Below are 15,582 nucleotides of genomic sequence, written 5' to 3' on the forward strand. Positions count from 1 at the left end.
CGCGACTACGGATGGGCTGGTTTTAGGGTTAAATGTTCAGGCATCGTTGCAACAACGCAACAATCGTGGCCGCCGCGCAACCATGTATTACCAGTCCTTATGGGAACCTGACACGTGCCTGACAAAGCAGTCTTGAAGTTGCGGTTTCGCAACTAGGTTCGCTCTAGTTGCGAGCTGGGCGATGACATATGAGTATGGAATTCAGCTTCGCAGCCCTCTCCCCGCGTCATTCCGGGGCGCGCCTCTTGGCGCGAGCCCGGAATCCATTGGGCCGCACGACCCATGGATAAATGGATTCCGGGCTCTCGCTTCGCGAGCCCCGGAATGACGAGTCTGAGGGAAGCGTGACGTTTCGCCTACTCCGCTGCCAGCTTCGGTGGCACTGGGGGCGCCCAGCACTCGACACGATTTCGGCCGCGCTCCTTGGCCTGGTACAGCGCCGCATCGGCGGCCTTCATCAGGGCCTCTATCCCGGGCATGCTCGTGAAGGCCTCGGCAACGCCGATGCTCACCGTGACCGACACCGGACGATCATCCGCGCCCAAGGTCAACGCTTCCGCCCGCTTGCGAATGCGCTCGGCGACAGTGCGGGCGCGCGACAACGTCGTTTCTGGCAACAGGACGGCGAACTCCTCGCCTCCGACGCGGCCCACAACGTCAGACTTGCGTTTGCCGCGAATGCAAATCTCGGCAACGGCCTTGATCGCCTCGTCGCCGACAGCATGGCCGAACCGGTCATTGATGCTCTTGAAGTGATCGATATCGACCATCAGGACGGATACGGAACGATAGTAGCGCTGGAACCGGCTCCACTCTGCATCCAACGTCGTCAGGAAGTGCCTGCGATTGAACAGGCCAGTGAGCGGGTCGGTGGTCGCGAGCACCTCAAGCTGTTGCGCATTGCGGACGAGATCGGTGACGTCGACAAAGGTCAGCATCCGGCCGCCGTTTGCCATTGTCGAGCAATGGACCCTGATGTTGCGGCCGTCCGGTGTCTGCACGTCGCGCTTGTGATCGCCGGCCTTGATCTCCGCGATCCGCTTCGCCGGAAAGGCTTTGATCTGCTCCGCCGTCGCGCCGGTCGGGACCGCGCGGCGGTTGCGCGTGATCAGCGAGACGTAAGCCGGATGCCGCGCGACCTCCTCCTCGCTCACCTCCCAGAATTCCCGCATTCTCCGGTTGAGGAAGATCGCATTGAGATCGCGATCGAGCAGCACGACGCCGTCCTCAACATTCTCGAGCGCACCGGTCAGCACCTTCAGCTTGTCGGACGCGCGCACGATGTCGGTCACGGGCGTGTAGCTCACCATCCGTCCGCCGTCGGGCAGCGGCGTGCACTGACACCGAACCACATCGCCGTTGCTGCGCCTGAGATCGATCGGGTTTGCGTCCCCGACGCTCACAAGACGGACGCGCTCGGCAACATAGGCTTGGAGCTGCTCGGCCGGCAGCTCATAAGCCATGATCTTACAGCCGTGATGCATCAGATCGGTGAAGGTGGGATTGCGGTCGGCAACCGTGTCGGGGAGCTGCCACATGTTCCGGAATGCGCGGTTGATGAACAGCGCTTTCAGCTCCGCGTCCAGCAATAGGATGCCGACCGGGATCTGATCGAGCGCCGCCCGCAGCGCCAGCATGTGCCCGCGCAGGATATCGCCGCTGCGCCGCTCGGGAATTGCGGCCGGCGTGGGAGCAGCAGGAACTGCAGGCGCGGGCGCCGCCGTACTTGCCCGCTGCTCCTCAAAAGCAAGGCCGAGCTGCCGGTCGGATTGCCACAGCCGTTTGCACGGCCGCACCTGGTTGGTGCCGACAAGCAGCAGCTGGACGTGGTCGGGAATGCCGATCGTGGCTTCGAGTTCGACCGTCGCACCCGCGTCGGTGAGCTGCCGGACGGTGCAGTCGAATGCGGACCGACCGAAGTTGAAGACGATCTTCCCGGCCAGGAATGTTCGACCGCGAGAAGCTGACACCTGTCCGGACATGGCAAGACCACCTGGAGCAATTGCGAGCCCCCTCACCACAGCACCTTTGAGTCACCAAGCCATGAACGCTTTCGGGGGATTTTGAATCGGGAACCGGGGACGACGACTGCGCGCGCTGCACTGCAATACGGGTTCCATCCGGCCACGCCACGCAGCGATATCGGTCAAGGTCGCTGCCGGGAAGAATTTGCTTCGACCCTATAATTATGGTGGCGCTAGACGCCATCGGAGGAGTAGCGTCGCAACTCCCTCAGTAACAGTCAGGGAAGCGCCCGCCATGTCTGCTCTCCAAGCAAAGCTGGAACGTTTTGAAACCCTCGCCAACGAATGCGAGCTGATCGCGAGCAGGACGCTGGATGGGAGTAACCGCGAACTGTATCAGCGGCTGGGCGGGCATTATCGCGAGCTGGCGACCGACATGAGGACCATGATCGCGACCATCGACGCGGCGGCAGCGTAAGAAAAAGGGCCGCTCGAAACAACAAGCGGCCCAAGTCTAGGGAGGAAACGCCCTCAAGGAGGGCGGCGATAGCGCGAGGCGCTACCGCACCGTGCTCATATGGGGTGAGCGCTCGGCTTCGGCAGCCCGGACGACGCAAGCCAGGGGCGCGACTTGTGCGCCTTGAATCTGGGCGTCGCAGCGCATATGTCCAAACGCGACCGGCGGAGCCAACGAGCCCTTCGCGGGTAGCACGCAGCGATACCCACCCTACAATCTACGAAAGCCGCTTCCGCTTCGCGTTCAGCGCTGAGGTGACGCGGCTCACCGGCGGGCGGCCGAGCAAGGTGGCGACCTCGTTCGTCGTCGCCAGCAGCCTGTCCATGTCCACGCCGGTTTTCACGCCCATGCCCTCGAGCATGTAGACGACATCCTCGGTCGCGACATTGCCGGTGGCGCCGGGCGCATAGGGGCAGCCGCCGAGGCCGCCGGCGGCGGCATCGATGACGCGGACGCCCTCTTCCATGCCGGCATAGAGGTTGGCCAACGCCTGGCCATAGGTGTCGTGGAAGTGCATCGCAAGGTTCGCCACCGGAAGCTCGGCGCCGACCGCACGCAGCATCTCCCTGGCCTTGAGCGGCGTGCCGACACCGATGGTGTCGCCGAGCGAGATTTCGTAGCAGCCGAGATCCCACAGCGTCATCGCGAGGTCGGCGACCGCCTTCGGCTTGATCTCGCCGTCAAACGGGCAGCCCAGCACGCAGGAGATATAGCCGCGCACCTTGACGCCATCGGCCTTGGCGCGCGCCAGCACCGGCTTGAAGCGCTCGATCGATTCCGCGATCGAGCAGTTGATGTTGGCGCGCGAAAAACCTTCGGAGGCCGCCGCGAACACCGAGACCACCTTGGCGCCGGCCGCACGCGCGGCGTCATAGCCCTTCTCGTTCGGTACCAGCACGTGGAATTCGGCATCCTTGATATGGCCGACGCCGCGCAGCACCTGGTCGGAGCTTGCCATCTGCGGGATCGCCTTCGGCGAGACGAAGGCGCCGACTTCGACGGTGTTGAGCCCCGCGGCCACCAGCGCCTCGACGAAGACGATACGCGCCTCGACGCTGACCGGGGTCTTCTCGTTTTGCAGGCCGTCGCGCGGCCCCATCTCGACGATGCGGATCTGATCGGTCATGACGCGGCCTGCGGCTCGACTTCGGCAAGCTCGACGCCCTCGCCGACGATATCGCCGACCTTGCATTTCAGCTTCTTCAAGACACCGGCATACGGCGCGCGCAGGGTCTGCTCCATCTTCATCACCTCGAGCGTCAGGATCGGCGCACCCTTCTCGAGCGTCGCGCCCTCCTCGGCCAGCAGTGCGACCACGGTGCCCGGCAAGGGCGCGACGATCTTGTCTTCGCCGACCTGCTCCTCGCTCTCGCCGCCAAACGGATCGACCCAATGCAGGTCGAAGCGGCCGTTGCGGGTGCGCAGGTAAAGCTCGTGGCCCTCGATCACAGATGCAACGCGCGACTTGAGGCCGTTGAGCGTCAGGTCGAAGCCGTCCTCGCCGGCCGACGAGATCGCAAAGGTGAGCTCGCGCCCGCCGATCGATAGCGTCGATGGGCCGTTGCCATAGTGCAGCGTGATGGTTTGCGGCGGCTCATGGCCCTGTCGCAACGAGAACACCCGCTGGCGGCGGCCGACCGGCATCCAGCCGAACGCCTGCCAGGGTGAATTCGCCTCGCGCCTCGCCGCCTTCCGCTCGTCATTGACGATCGCAGCCACCGCCGCGCAGAGTTCGAACTCGCCGGCCGCGCCGGTGCCGGCCGTCAGGTTCTTCAGCTCGCGCTCGATGAAGCCGGTATCGATCGCATTGGTACGGGTCGCTGGATGCGTCACCAGCGCCGACAGGAACGGGATGTTGGTGACGATGCCGCGAACGTCGGTCTGCTCCAGCCCGCGATTGAGCTTCTCGATCGCGCCTTCCCGCGTCGGCGCCCAAGCGATCACCTTGGCGAGCATCGCGTCGTAGTATGGCGAGACGTTATCGCCGCTGCGATAGCCGGCATCGATGCGCAAGCCGTCGCCGTCCGGCGGCGTCCGCCAGGTCTTGATGCGGCCCACTGAAGGCATGAAGTTCTTCTGCGGATTTTCCGCGTAGACGCGCGCCTCGATGGCATGCCCGTTCAGCTTGATCTCATTCTGCTTCAGCGGCAGCGCCTCGCCGAACGCGACGCGCAGCTGCCATTCCACGAGATCGACGCCGGTGATCAGTTCGGTGACGGGATGCTCGACCTGCAAACGGGTGTTCATCTCGATGAAGAACACGTCCTTGCCGTCGGAGACGAACTCGATGGTGCCGGCACCGACATAGTTGACCGCGCCGGCCGCCTTGCGGGCGGCCTCGCAGACCGTCTCGCGCTGGGCGGCGTTGAGCGTCGGCGACGGCGCCTCCTCGATCACCTTCTGGTGCCGCCGTTGCAGCGTGCATTCGCGCTCCCACAGCGAGAGCAGATTGCCATGGCTGTCGCCGATGATCTGCACCTCGATGTGGCGCGGGTTCTGAACGTATTTCTCGATCAGCATGCGGTCGTCGCCGAACGCCGCCTTGGCCTCGCGCTTGGCGCTGGTGATCGCCGCCGCGAGTTCAGCCGCCGAGTTGACCACGCGCATGCCGCGGCCGCCACCGCCGGCCGACGCTTTCACCAGCACCGGGAAGCCGATCCGGTTGGCGGCCTCGGCCAAGATCGCTTCATCCTGGGCTTCGCCGTGATAGCCGGGCACCAGCGGCACGCCGGCCTTCTCCATCAGCGCCTTCGAGCCGGACTTCGAGCCCATCGCGGTCATCATCTCTGCGGTCGGGCCGACGAACACCAGACCGGCCTCGAGGCAGGCCTGCGCGAACTCGGCATTCTCGGACAGGAAGCCGTAGCCGGGATGCACCGCCTCCGCGCCGGTCTCCTTGGCCGCAGCGATCACGCGCTCGATGTTGAGATAGCTGTCGCGCGCTCGCGCGGGACCGAGCAACACGGCCTCGTCGGCGAGCGCGACATGCATCGCGTCGCGGTCGGCCTCGGAATAAACCGCGACGGTGCGCAGCCCCATGGCGCGCGCCGAGCGGATGACGCGGCAGGCGATCTCGCCGCGGTTGGCGATCAGAAGCGTGCGGAAACGCCGGTAGAGTTTTGAGCGGTCCATGATCACATCCTGAACAGGCCAAACTTGGTGGGCTCGATCGGCGCATTGGCGGCCGCCGACAGGCCGAGCCCGAGCACCAAACGCGTGTCGGCAGGATCGATCACGCCGTCATCCCAGAGCCGCGCCGTTGCGTAATACGGATTGCCCTGCTTCTCGTACTGCGCACGGATCGGCTCGCGGAATTTGTCTTCCTCCTCCGCCGACCAGCTCTCGCCCTTGGCCTCGATGCCGTCGCGCCGCACCTGGCTCAGCACCATCGAGGCCTGCTCGCCGCCCATCACCGAGATGCGGGCGTTCGGCCACAGCCAGAGGAAGCGCGGGCTGTAGGCGCGGCCGCACATGCCGTAATTGCCGGCGCCGTAGGAGCCGCCGATCACGACGGTGAATTTCGGCACGCCGGCGGTCGCAACCGCCGTCACCAGCTTGGCGCCGTCGCGCGCGATGCCACCGGCCTCGTATTTCTTGCCGACCATGAAGCCGGTGATGTTCTGCAGGAACACCAGGGGAATGCCGCGCTGGCAGCACAGCTCGATGAAATGCGCGCCCTTCAGCGAGCTCTCGCTGAACAGGATGCCGTTGTTGGCGATGATGCCGACCGGATAGCCCCAGATATGGGCGAAGCCGCAGATCAGCGTGGTGCCGTAGAGTTTCTTGAACTCGTCGAACTCGGAGCCATCGACGATCCGCGCAATGATGTCGTGCACGTCGAACGGCTTGCGCCCGTCGGCGGAGACCACGCCATAGATCTCCTCGGCGGGAAACAACGGCTCCTGCGGCGGGCGCATGTTGAGCTGTGCCTTCGCCGGCTGCTTCAGCGTGCCGACGATGCGGCGCGCGATCCCGATCGCATGAGCATCGTTCTGCGCGTAGTGATCGGTCACGCCCGACTGCCGCGAATGGACATCGGCGCCGCCGAGCTCTTCGGCGGTGACGACCTCGCCGGTCGCCGCCTTCACCAGCGGCGGGCCGCCGAGGAAGATGGTGCCTTGATTGCGCACGATGATGCTCTCGTCGGACATCGCCGGCACATAGGCGCCGCCCGCGGTGCAGGAGCCCATCACGATCGCGATCTGCGGGATGCCCTGCGACGACATCTGCGCCTGGTTGTAGAAGATGCGGCCGAAGTGCCGCTCGTCGGGAAAGATCTCGTCCTGCAACGGCAGGAAGGCGCCGCCGGAATCCACCATGTAAACGCAAGGCAGATTGTTCTGCCGCGCGATGTCCTGGGCGCGCAGATGCTTCTTCACCGTCATCGGGTAATAGGTGCCGCCCTTGATGGTGGCATCGTTGGCGACGATGATGCATTCACGGCCCGCGATGCGCCCGACGCCGGTGATGACGCTCGCCGAATGCACGTCGCCGCCGTAGAGGCCATTGGCGGCGAGCGGCGACAGCTCGAGGAACGCGGTTCCGGGATCGACCAGGAGATCGACGCGGTCACGCGCCAGCATCTTGCCGCGCGAGGTGTGGCGCTTGCGCGAGGTCTCGCCCCCGCCGCCGGCGACATGCTTGAGCTTGTCGCGGAGCTCCGCAACCAAGCCCCGCATCACCTCGGCGTTGCGGGCGAATTCAGAAGATGTGGGATCGATCGTCGAATGAAGCGGCATCGGTGTTGCACGTTTCGTTGGAGGAGCCGACAGGATTTTGGGGATGCGGGCCGCCGCGCCAAGGCGCGACAGCCGATGCGCAGCTCAGGCCGTCTTGGCGAACAGCTCGCGGCCGATCAGCATGCGGCGGATCTCGCTGGTGCCGGCGCCGATCTCGTAGAGCTTTGCGTCGCGCAGCAGCCGGCCGGTCGGGTAGTCGTTGATGTAGCCGTTGCCGCCGAGCAGCTGGATCGCATCCAGCGCGCATTGGGTGGCCTTCTCGGCGGCATAGAGGATCGCGCCGGCGGCGTCCTCGCGCGTGGTCTCGCCGCGGTCGCAGGCTTTCGCCACCGCGTAAACATAGGCGCGCGAGGCGTTCATCGTGGTGTACATGTCGGCGATCTTGCCCTGCACCAGCTGGAACGAGCCGATCGGCTCGCCGAACTGCTTGCGCTCATGGACATAGGGCAGCACGACGTCCATGCAGGCCTGCATGATGCCGATCGGACCGGCCGCCAGCACCGCGCGCTCATAGTCGAGGCCAGACATCAGCACGTTGACGCCGCGGCCGACCTCGCTCAGCACGTTCTCCTCCGGCACCTCGCAATCCTCGAACACCAGTTCGCAGGTGTCGGAGCCGCGCATACCGAGTTTGTCGAGCTTCTGCGCGGTGGAAAATCCCTTCATCCCCTTTTCGATGATGAAGGCGGTCATCCCGCGTGGGCCGGCGTTCGCGTCGGTTTTGGCGTAGACCACCAGCGTCTCAGCGTGCGGACCGTTGGTGATCCACATCTTGTTGCCGTTGAGGATGTAGCGGTCGCCCTTCTTATCAGCCCGGGTCTTCATCGAGACCACATCCGAGCCGGCGCCGGGCTCCGACATCGCCAGCGAGCCGACATGCTCGCCGGAGATCAGCTTCGGCAGATATTTGCGCTTCTGCGCCTCGTTGCCGTTGCGGCGGATCTGGTTGACGCAGAGGTTGGAATGCGCGCCGTAGGCCAGTCCGACCGAGGCGGATGCCCGCGAGATCTCTTCGACCGCGACGCAGTGCTCGAGATAGCCGAGGCCCGAGCCGCCATACTCCTCCTCGACCGTGATGCCGTGCAGGCCGAGCGCGCCGATCTTCGGCCAGAGGTCGCGCGGAAAGCTGTTGGAGCGATCGATCTCGGCGGCGCGCGGTGCGATCTCGTTGGCCGAGAAATCATGCACCGTCTCGCGGATCGCGTCCGCGGTCTCGCCAAGGTCGAAATTGAAGATTGCCGCCTGGTTCGAGGCCATGATCCCTCCCATGAGATTCATTCTGCAATTAAACGATCATACGTTTTTTTCTTGGCTTCGCAAGCGACTGTGCTAAGGTTGCTGCACGAAATCCGCAGTTCATTGAATTCACTGGGGTTTCATGCGATAAACATACGGTCGTTCGCTTGTTTCCTCCGTATTCTGGCAAGCCAACATCCCTCCGAGGCCCCCGATGGCACGCACGATCGGCTCACATGGCCCCACGACGCTGGAGGCGATCCGCAAGGCCGGCGTGCGTCTGATCTTCGAGCACGGCTACGAGGCGATGAGCTTGCGCCAGCTTGCCGCCGAGGTCGGCATCCAGGCGGGCTCACTCTACAATCATATCTCAACCAAGCAGGACCTGCTGTTCGATCTGGTGCAGGACCATATCAACGATTTGCTGCGCGAGCTTGATCTGGCGCTGGAGGGCAAGGCCGATCCGGTCGAGCGGCTGCGCGCCTTCGTGGCCTTCCACGTCACCTATCACATGACACGCAAGCGCGAGGTCTTCATCGCCAATTCCGAGCTGCGCAGCCTCGATGCCAAGAACTATGACGCCGTGGTGGCGTTGCGCGGCGCCTATGAGCAGCGGCTGGCGCAGATCCTCACCGACGGGATGTCGGAGGGCGTGTTCGAGGTGGTCGACATCCAGGTCGCGACCTTCGCGATCCTGGCGCTGCTGACCGGGCTGTGCACCTGGTACCGCCCCGGCGGCCGGCTGACCCGCGACGACATCATCGCAGCGCACGAGAAGCTGGTGCTGTCGGGCGTTGCGCCGCAGGCCGCCGCGGGCCAGGCGAGCCACGGCAGCAGGGGCCCGCGGACCGCGGTGGCGGGTTCGTGACCGTGACAGAGCGCCCACAGCTTGATGACATCGATCTGCGGATCCTGTCCGAGTTGCAACGCGATGGCCGGATCAGGATCAACGAGCTCGCCGAGCGGGTCGGCATCACGGCCCCGCCCTGCCTGCGAAGGGTCCGCGCCTTGCGCAGCCGCGGCGTGGTCCAGGCGATCCGCGCCACGCTCGACGAACGGCTGCTAGGCTATGAGGTGACAACCTTCGTGCTGATCCAGCTCGACAGCCAGACCCTGGTTGCAATCGAGGCATTCGAGGCCGCGGTGGCGGCGGTGCCGCGCTTCCTGCAATGCTGGCGGATCTCGGGCGATGCCGATTTCATGCTAAGATGCGTCGCGCCCAGCGTCGACGACATGCGCCAGCAGCTGCTGCAGTTCGCCGGCCTGCCGAACGTGCGTAAAATTAGAAGCTTTCCGGTGCTCGGCGTTTCCAAGGATGCGCCGCTGCCGATCCCGGGCGCCCTCGCCGCACCAAACCAGGCGGGTTGATCTGATCGCCGGCCCGGGTTGGTCGAACCAGTCGGTTCGGTCAGTGGGCCCGACTAGTGGGTCCACGGCTCCCAGCGGCGGAACGCAAAATTGTCCGCATAGGCGATCTGGCGGTGCGCCGAATCCTTCGGCTCGATCACCTGGTAGGCGATGCCCTTGCGCTCGCAATAGGCCACCGCCTCCTCCTTGGTATCGAAGTGCAGCGTGAGCTGCTGCTTCATGTCGGTCGACGAGGTCCAGCCCATCAAGGGCTCCACGGTGCGCGGCTGCTCCGGCTCGTAGTCCAGCTGCCACGCTTTGGTCTTGGCACGTCCCGATTGCATCGCGTTTTTGGCGGGCTTAAAAATGCGTGCGGTCATGGATGGTCGGCCCCGTGGGATGTGCAACATGGAAGCGATTTGAAGGAAACCGTCGGGATAGTATAGAGACACCGTTCAACGAACTGATCGGTGATTCCTCGATCTCGGAGGTCGCCTTCGCCGGACCGGTATAGTCATTCTACCGCGCTGTGACAATCTGGCCCCGGGGGCGCTCCGGAGGCTCTCCCGTGGGTCCGCGGGGCCAGATTGTCATGGCGCGGTCTTCTCGACAGCATCACCTCGAGGAAGCGGCGCCCCATGGAAATCCACGCTCATCTGCCCGAAAAAGGACGTGACCTCCGGCTCGACCTGTTCCGCGGGGTCGCGAACTGGGCGATCTACCTCGATCATATCCCCGACAACATCGTGAACTGGATCACGACGCGGAATTACGGCTTCAGCGACGCCGCGGACCTGTTCGTCTTCATCTCCGGCTACACTGCGTCCTTCGTCTATGCCCGCATGATGCTGGAGCGCGGCTTCATCGTCGGCGCCACGAGGCTGACCAAGCGGGTCTGGCAACTCTACGTCGCCCACATCATCCTGTTCGTGATCTACATCGCCTCGATCAGCTATCTGGCGCTGCGCTTCGGCGATTCCGAGATCATCAACGAGTTCAACGTCGCCGGCCTCGTCGACAACGCCACCGAGACGCTGCGCCAGGGCCTGTTCCTCAAGTTCAAGCCGGTCAATCTCGACGTGCTGCCGCTCTACATCGTGCTGATGGGCCTGTTTCCGCCGGTGCTCTGGTTCATGCTGCGGCAGCCGAACTGGACCATGCTGGCCTCGATCGCCTTGTGGCTGGTCTCGCGCCATTTCGGCTGGAACCTGCCCGCCTACCCGGCCGGCACCTGGTATTTCAATCCGTTCGCCTGGCAGGTGCTGTTCGTGTTCGGCTCGTGGTGCGCGATGGGCGGCGCACGCGCCAACATGCACATCATCAACTCGCGCTACACGCTGTGGTTCTGCGTCGCTTATTTGATCTTCGCGCTGATCATGACGATGGCCGGCCGCTTCCCGGACCTTGGCGCGATGTTCCCGGACTGGCTGTATTCGACCTTCAACCCGAACGACAAGACCAACCTCGCGCCCTACCGCTTCCTGCACTTCGTGGTGATCACGGTGCTGGTGATCCGCTTCGTCCCGAAGGACTGGTCGGCGCTGGAGTGGAAGGTGTTCGATCCCCTGATCGTGTGCGGCCAGCAGTCGCTCGCGGTGTTCTGCGTCGGCGTGTTCCTCTCCTTTGTCGGACATTTCGAGCTCTCGATGAGCTCGGGCTCGCTGTTCGCGCAGATCTTCGTCAGCATCTCCGGCATCGCGATCATGACGATCGTGGCTTATTACATCTCGTGGTCGAAGCGGCAGGACAAGCCGATCAAGCCGCCGGCGCAGAAACCCGCGGCACCGGCGAAGGCGGCTTGAGCCCGTTTTACCGGAGCATGGCCTTTTCGGAAAACCGCTTCACACTTTTCCGGGCCATGCTCTAGCTTCCGCCGCGGCTGGGATCCTGGGTCGTCGAGGAGACGATGGTGGCGACGTCGCCGAACGTCGTCATCACGGGTGTGACGACCTTGTGCATGGCGGTCTTCGACACCAGCGTGTCGTGCAGCACGAGGTTGTCGATTCCCGTGGTGAGGAAGCAGCTGACCGCATCCTGCGGCGTCTCGATGATCGGCTCACCCTTGACGTTGAACGAGGTGTTGATCAGTACCGGCACGCCGGTCAGCGCCTCGAACTCCCTGAGCAGGCGATAGAGCATCGGGTTGGTTTCCTCGCGCACGCTCTGCACCCGCGCCGAGCCGTCGACATGCACGATCGCCGGGATCTTCTCGCGCCATTCCGGCCGTACCGGCTTTGCGATCAGCATGTAGGGCGAGTCCTCCTCGCCCTCGAAGATCTCCTTCATGCGCTCGGCCAGCACGATCGGCGCGAACGGCCGGAACGCCTGGCGGTGCTTGACGCGGCTGTTGAGGATGTCCTTCATCTCGGCCTTGCGCGGATCTGCGATCAGGCTGCGGTTGCCGAGCGCGCGCGGACCGAATTCCGACGGTCCCTGAAACCAGCCGATCACACGCTGGTCGGCGAGCAGCTTTGCGGTGTCGCGGCAGATGTTGTCGCTGCGTTTGGCATCGACCTGGATGCGCACCAGGAAGCTCTGCAGCGCGGCCGCCACCTCGGCGTCGCTGTAGCGCCGGCCGACATAGGCATGGTCCATCACGAAGGAGCGGCGCTGCTTCAGAATCTCCAGCCAGCCGTAATAGGCGCAGCCGATCGCGATGCCGTCGTCGCCGGCGGCGGGCTGGATCCAGACGTTCTCGAAGCCGGCCTCGCGCGCGATCCGCCCGTTCGCTACACAGTTCAGCGCGACGCCGCCGGCGATGCAGAGGTTCTTCGCGCCGGTGCTCTCGCGCAGCCAGCGCGCCCGCGCCAGCAGCACGTTCTCGGTGTCGTCCTGCACCCGCCAGGCGATATCCTCCCAGTGCCGCATCGTCGGGCTTTTGTCCCAGCTGCCGCTGTCGAGCACGAAGGGCTGTTGGTTCTCGGCGCCCCAGAACGGCACGTGCAATCTGCCGTCCTTCATCTCGAGCAGATGGCCGACCTGCTCGTGGCGGCCATAGGGCGCGAGCCCCATCAGCTCGCCGCACTTGTTCCAGTCGCCGAACACATAGGTCGAGACCCGGCTGTAAAGCGCGCCGAGACCCGGCATGTTGTAGAACTCGTCCGACAACAGACCGCGCGCCGGCTCCATGAAGACCTTCTTCAGGCATTCGAGCCTGGTGTCGTCGAACCTGTAATAGCTCTCGGACTCGCGGGCGAGCGGCGAGGCCCCATCCTGCGGATAGGACTCCATCGCGTCGGCCTGGTAATTGCCGACGCCGTCGACGATCATCACGACGCCATCCTTGAACGGCGACACTGCGAACGCGCTGTAGGCATGCGCGAGGTGATGCGAGATCGACACCACCTTGTCGGATTTGGAACGAAACAGCGGATGCTTGATTGCCTCGTTGCGATCGGCGACCGGCAGGAAGCCCGGCATGTCCTGGTGGAGCATCCGCTCCTCCATCTCGGGCACCGGCAGGATGTAGCTGTTGCGCACCACGAGATCGACGTCGTCGAGCGTGATGCCCTCGGCCGACAGGCAGTAGTCGATGACTTCCTTGTAGAAGCCGGAGGCGTGCTTCTCGCGGGTGATGCGCTCCTTGGAGATCGCGTAGGCGATCGCACCGTCACGCAGCAGGCAGGCGCTCACATCATGGTCGTAGACGTTGAGACCAAGGACGTAGGTGTGTTGTTTCGGCATGGGCACTCTTCAGGGAGGAGTCTCAACGCTCAGAGAACATGATCGTGTCGACTTCAAGTTCTCGACGGCACTTTCCGCGCATCGCAAATCTCTGCTTCTGCGATGCACAAATCAAATCGGCGCCAAGTCGATGCCAAGTCGATGCCAAGTCGACGCAATGCAAGATGAACAGAATGAACGGCGGATGAACGACAAGATGAGCGCAGCAACCACGTCGTCCTATGCAGGCGGGACTGTAACTTGACCTTACCTGTTTGTCTCAATAGAGTCGTTAAGCTCGCAAGAACCTTAGTGAAAATATTGTCTTAGCATGCTCGAACCGAATACCGGTCTCGCGCGTCTAAGCGAGACAGCCAGCATCAGTTCAGATGTTTGGAAGTGACTGGAGATCTTCAGAATGACTAAACGCTACAATATCCTGACTCGTTGCCTTGCAGCAGTCGCTTTGTTGTTCGTCTATGTCGCAAGCACCTCTGCCATCCTGGTCGGCGCCACCACGTCTTCCGCGCAAGCTTACTGGCGCGGCGGCGGACGCGGCTATGGCTATCGCGGCGGCTGGGGTCGCGGCCGCGGATGGGGCTATGGCCGCGGCTATGGCTACGGCGGTTATGTCGGTCCCCGTTGCTGGTGGACCCCGCGTGGTGTTCGCGTTTGCCGGTGGTAACAACCACCCGGCCGACACAAGCGATATTGAAGACATCGATCAGGTGCGTCGATTTCGGCGCACCTGATTTTCTTTTGGGGCATTGTCTCTTGGGACTTGGCTCGATCTTTTGGGACTTGGCTCGCGGACGCGCGCAGCAATCTGTGGCGCAAGAAAGAGCCCCGGGAGACGCCGGGGCTCTAGTCACGGGAGAGAACGCTTCGGAAAATCGGGACGCGTGGAGAAGCCGGCGGCCCGATCACCCAATGCATCTACTGCGTGCATGAGAGCAGATTCGGCCCCCTCAGGCTGTAGCCGTGCCGCAACAACCTGCAGTAATGAACAGCCTGTCCACCGGTTCCCTCGCCGGCCGAAAACCGCCTGAGCCATGCGCTAACCGTCGAGGATGGCAACCGCCCTCGTCCACCCCGCCGACGCGCGCTCGATCTTCACCGGGAAGCACGACACCATGAATCCGGTCGACGGCAGCAGCTCGAGATTGTGCAGCTTCTCGATGTGGCAATAACCGATGTGCCGCCCGGCCTTGTGGCCTTCCCAGATCAGGCTGGCGTCCCTGGTCTCGGCATATTTCTTCGCGGTGAAGACGAACGGCGCATCCCAGCTCCAGCCGTCGATGCCGGTCAGCCGCACGCCGCGCTCGAGCAGATACATCGTCGCCTCATAGCCCATGCCGCAGCCCGAATTGACGTAGTCGGGCTGGCCGTATTTCGCGCCGGCACTGGTGTTGACGACGACGATCTCGAGCGGCGACAGCGTATGCCCGATCCGCTTCAGCTCGGCTTCGACATCGCCGGCGGTCGCAACGTAGCCGTCGGGCAGATGCCGGAAGTCGAGCTTCACGCCCGGCTGGAAGCACCATTCCAGCGGCACCTCGTCGATGGTCCATGATCGCTCGCCGCGGTTCATGGTCGGATGGAAATGCCAGGGCGCATCGAGATGCGTGCCGTTATGCGTCGAGAGCGACACCTGCTCGACGGCCCAGCCCTGCCCGTCGGGCAGATCCGCAGCCTTCAACCCATCGAAGAACTGCAGCATGCGCGGCAGCCCCTGCTGATGGTCGATGTACTGGATGGTCGGGTGGTTGCCGGGCGGATCGGCCGGAACATCGTTCTGCAGGGGAACGGAGATATCGATCAGTCTGCGCGCCATGGTGCGTCCTCGCGGATTGGTCTTGTCAGGCTCGACTACCCTGCCAGCCCGCGCGCGTGATCGGCAAGCCACATCCGCTCGGGATCGCAGCACATGATCTCGGGACTGGACTGCGGCAAGGCGGCGCAACGTTGAACCTATTTCCCGCCGGGGCGACCCATGGGCACTGGGGATTTCAGGGCCCAGTATTCGACGGCGCCGTCTGGACGAAGATATTCCGTCCGGGCGGCGTTGTTGCATCAGGCGAGACAATTTCCAATCTGGGGCTTCCGTACTGGACGA

General features: G+C 63.9%; 13 protein-coding genes. 5 read left to right on the forward strand and 8 right to left on the reverse strand.

What is annotated here, in order from left to right; genetic code table 11:
• Window positions 1-356: 356 nt before the first annotated feature.
• A complete protein-coding gene (locus FBZ93_RS00660) occupies window positions 357-1,982 on the reverse strand; it encodes a sensor domain-containing diguanylate cyclase (protein ID WP_146984077.1) in 1,626 nt (541 codons plus the stop codon).
• Window positions 1,983-2,259: 277 nt separating this feature from the next.
• Between FBZ93_RS00660 and FBZ93_RS00665 the strand changes: the two genes are divergently transcribed.
• Window positions 2,260-2,442, forward strand: a complete 183-nt coding sequence (locus FBZ93_RS00665) for a hypothetical protein (protein ID WP_146984079.1) — start codon at window positions 2,260-2,262, stop codon at window positions 2,440-2,442.
• Window positions 2,443-2,698: 256 nt separating this feature from the next.
• Here the strand turns inward: FBZ93_RS00665 and FBZ93_RS00670 are convergent, their stop codons facing one another.
• From FBZ93_RS00670 to FBZ93_RS00685, 4 genes are all read right to left on the reverse strand, one after another.
• Window positions 2,699-3,607, reverse strand: coding sequence for a hydroxymethylglutaryl-CoA lyase (locus FBZ93_RS00670; RefSeq protein ID WP_146984081.1), 909 nt, complete (start codon window positions 3,605-3,607; stop codon window positions 2,699-2,701).
• Window positions 3,604-5,613 carry an acetyl/propionyl/methylcrotonyl-CoA carboxylase subunit alpha gene (locus FBZ93_RS00675; protein WP_146984082.1) on the reverse strand — a complete coding sequence of 670 codons (2,010 nt, stop codon included), beginning with the start codon at window positions 5,611-5,613 and terminating at the stop codon, window positions 3,604-3,606. The genes FBZ93_RS00670 and FBZ93_RS00675 overlap by 4 nt, the downstream gene beginning before the upstream one ends.
• A gap of 2 nt (window positions 5,614-5,615) precedes the next feature.
• On the reverse strand, window positions 5,616-7,220 hold the full coding sequence (locus FBZ93_RS00680; RefSeq protein ID WP_050420343.1) for a carboxyl transferase domain-containing protein: 1,605 nt from the start codon (window positions 7,218-7,220) through the stop codon (window positions 5,616-5,618).
• 84 nt (window positions 7,221-7,304) lie between these two features.
• The gene (locus FBZ93_RS00685; RefSeq protein WP_146984084.1) at window positions 7,305-8,477 is read right to left on the reverse strand and encodes an isovaleryl-CoA dehydrogenase; all 1,173 of its coding nucleotides are present in this window, start codon (window positions 8,475-8,477) and stop codon (window positions 7,305-7,307) included.
• Between the two features lie 193 nt (window positions 8,478-8,670).
• Here FBZ93_RS00685 and FBZ93_RS00690 point away from each other — a divergent pair, with 193 nt between their 5' ends.
• Window positions 8,671-9,324: a TetR/AcrR family transcriptional regulator gene (locus FBZ93_RS00690; protein ID WP_146984086.1), complete on the forward strand. Its 654-nt coding sequence runs from the start codon at window positions 8,671-8,673 to the stop codon at window positions 9,322-9,324.
• A gap of 2 nt (window positions 9,325-9,326) precedes the next feature.
• Window positions 9,327-9,824 (forward strand): Lrp/AsnC family transcriptional regulator, encoded by a 498-nt coding sequence (locus FBZ93_RS00695; protein ID WP_167528862.1) that lies wholly within the window; start codon window positions 9,327-9,329, stop codon window positions 9,822-9,824.
• A 53-nt stretch (window positions 9,825-9,877) separates the two neighbouring features.
• Here the strand turns inward: FBZ93_RS00695 and FBZ93_RS00700 are convergent, their stop codons facing one another.
• Complete coding sequence (locus tag FBZ93_RS00700; RefSeq protein WP_074126096.1) at window positions 9,878-10,183, reverse strand: ETC complex I subunit; 306 nt, start codon at window positions 10,181-10,183, stop codon at window positions 9,878-9,880.
• A 258-nt stretch (window positions 10,184-10,441) separates the two neighbouring features.
• On the opposite strand from FBZ93_RS00700, the gene FBZ93_RS00705 reads away from it, so the two are divergent.
• Window positions 10,442-11,605 carry an OpgC domain-containing protein gene (locus FBZ93_RS00705; RefSeq protein WP_146984090.1) on the forward strand — a complete coding sequence of 388 codons (1,164 nt, stop codon included), beginning with the start codon at window positions 10,442-10,444 and terminating at the stop codon, window positions 11,603-11,605.
• 61 nt (window positions 11,606-11,666) lie between these two features.
• Here the strand turns inward: FBZ93_RS00705 and FBZ93_RS00710 are convergent, their stop codons facing one another.
• A complete protein-coding gene (locus tag FBZ93_RS00710) occupies window positions 11,667-13,487 on the reverse strand; it encodes a carbamoyltransferase family protein (protein ID WP_146984092.1) in 1,821 nt (606 codons plus the stop codon).
• 397 nt (window positions 13,488-13,884) lie between these two features.
• Between FBZ93_RS00710 and FBZ93_RS00715 the strand changes: the two genes are divergently transcribed.
• Window positions 13,885-14,151, forward strand: coding sequence for a hypothetical protein (locus tag FBZ93_RS00715; RefSeq protein WP_076859943.1), 267 nt, complete (start codon window positions 13,885-13,887; stop codon window positions 14,149-14,151).
• A 372-nt stretch (window positions 14,152-14,523) separates the two neighbouring features.
• On the opposite strand, the gene FBZ93_RS00720 is transcribed toward FBZ93_RS00715, so the two are convergent.
• Window positions 14,524-15,300 carry a cyclase family protein gene (locus FBZ93_RS00720; RefSeq protein ID WP_146984094.1) on the reverse strand — a complete coding sequence of 259 codons (777 nt, stop codon included), beginning with the start codon at window positions 15,298-15,300 and terminating at the stop codon, window positions 14,524-14,526.
• Window positions 15,301-15,582: the final 282 nt, after the last annotated feature.

Origin of the sequence: Bradyrhizobium macuxiense, assembly GCF_007993935.1 — a bacterium.
Lineage (GTDB): Bacteria > Pseudomonadota > Alphaproteobacteria > Rhizobiales > Xanthobacteraceae > Bradyrhizobium > Bradyrhizobium macuxiense_A.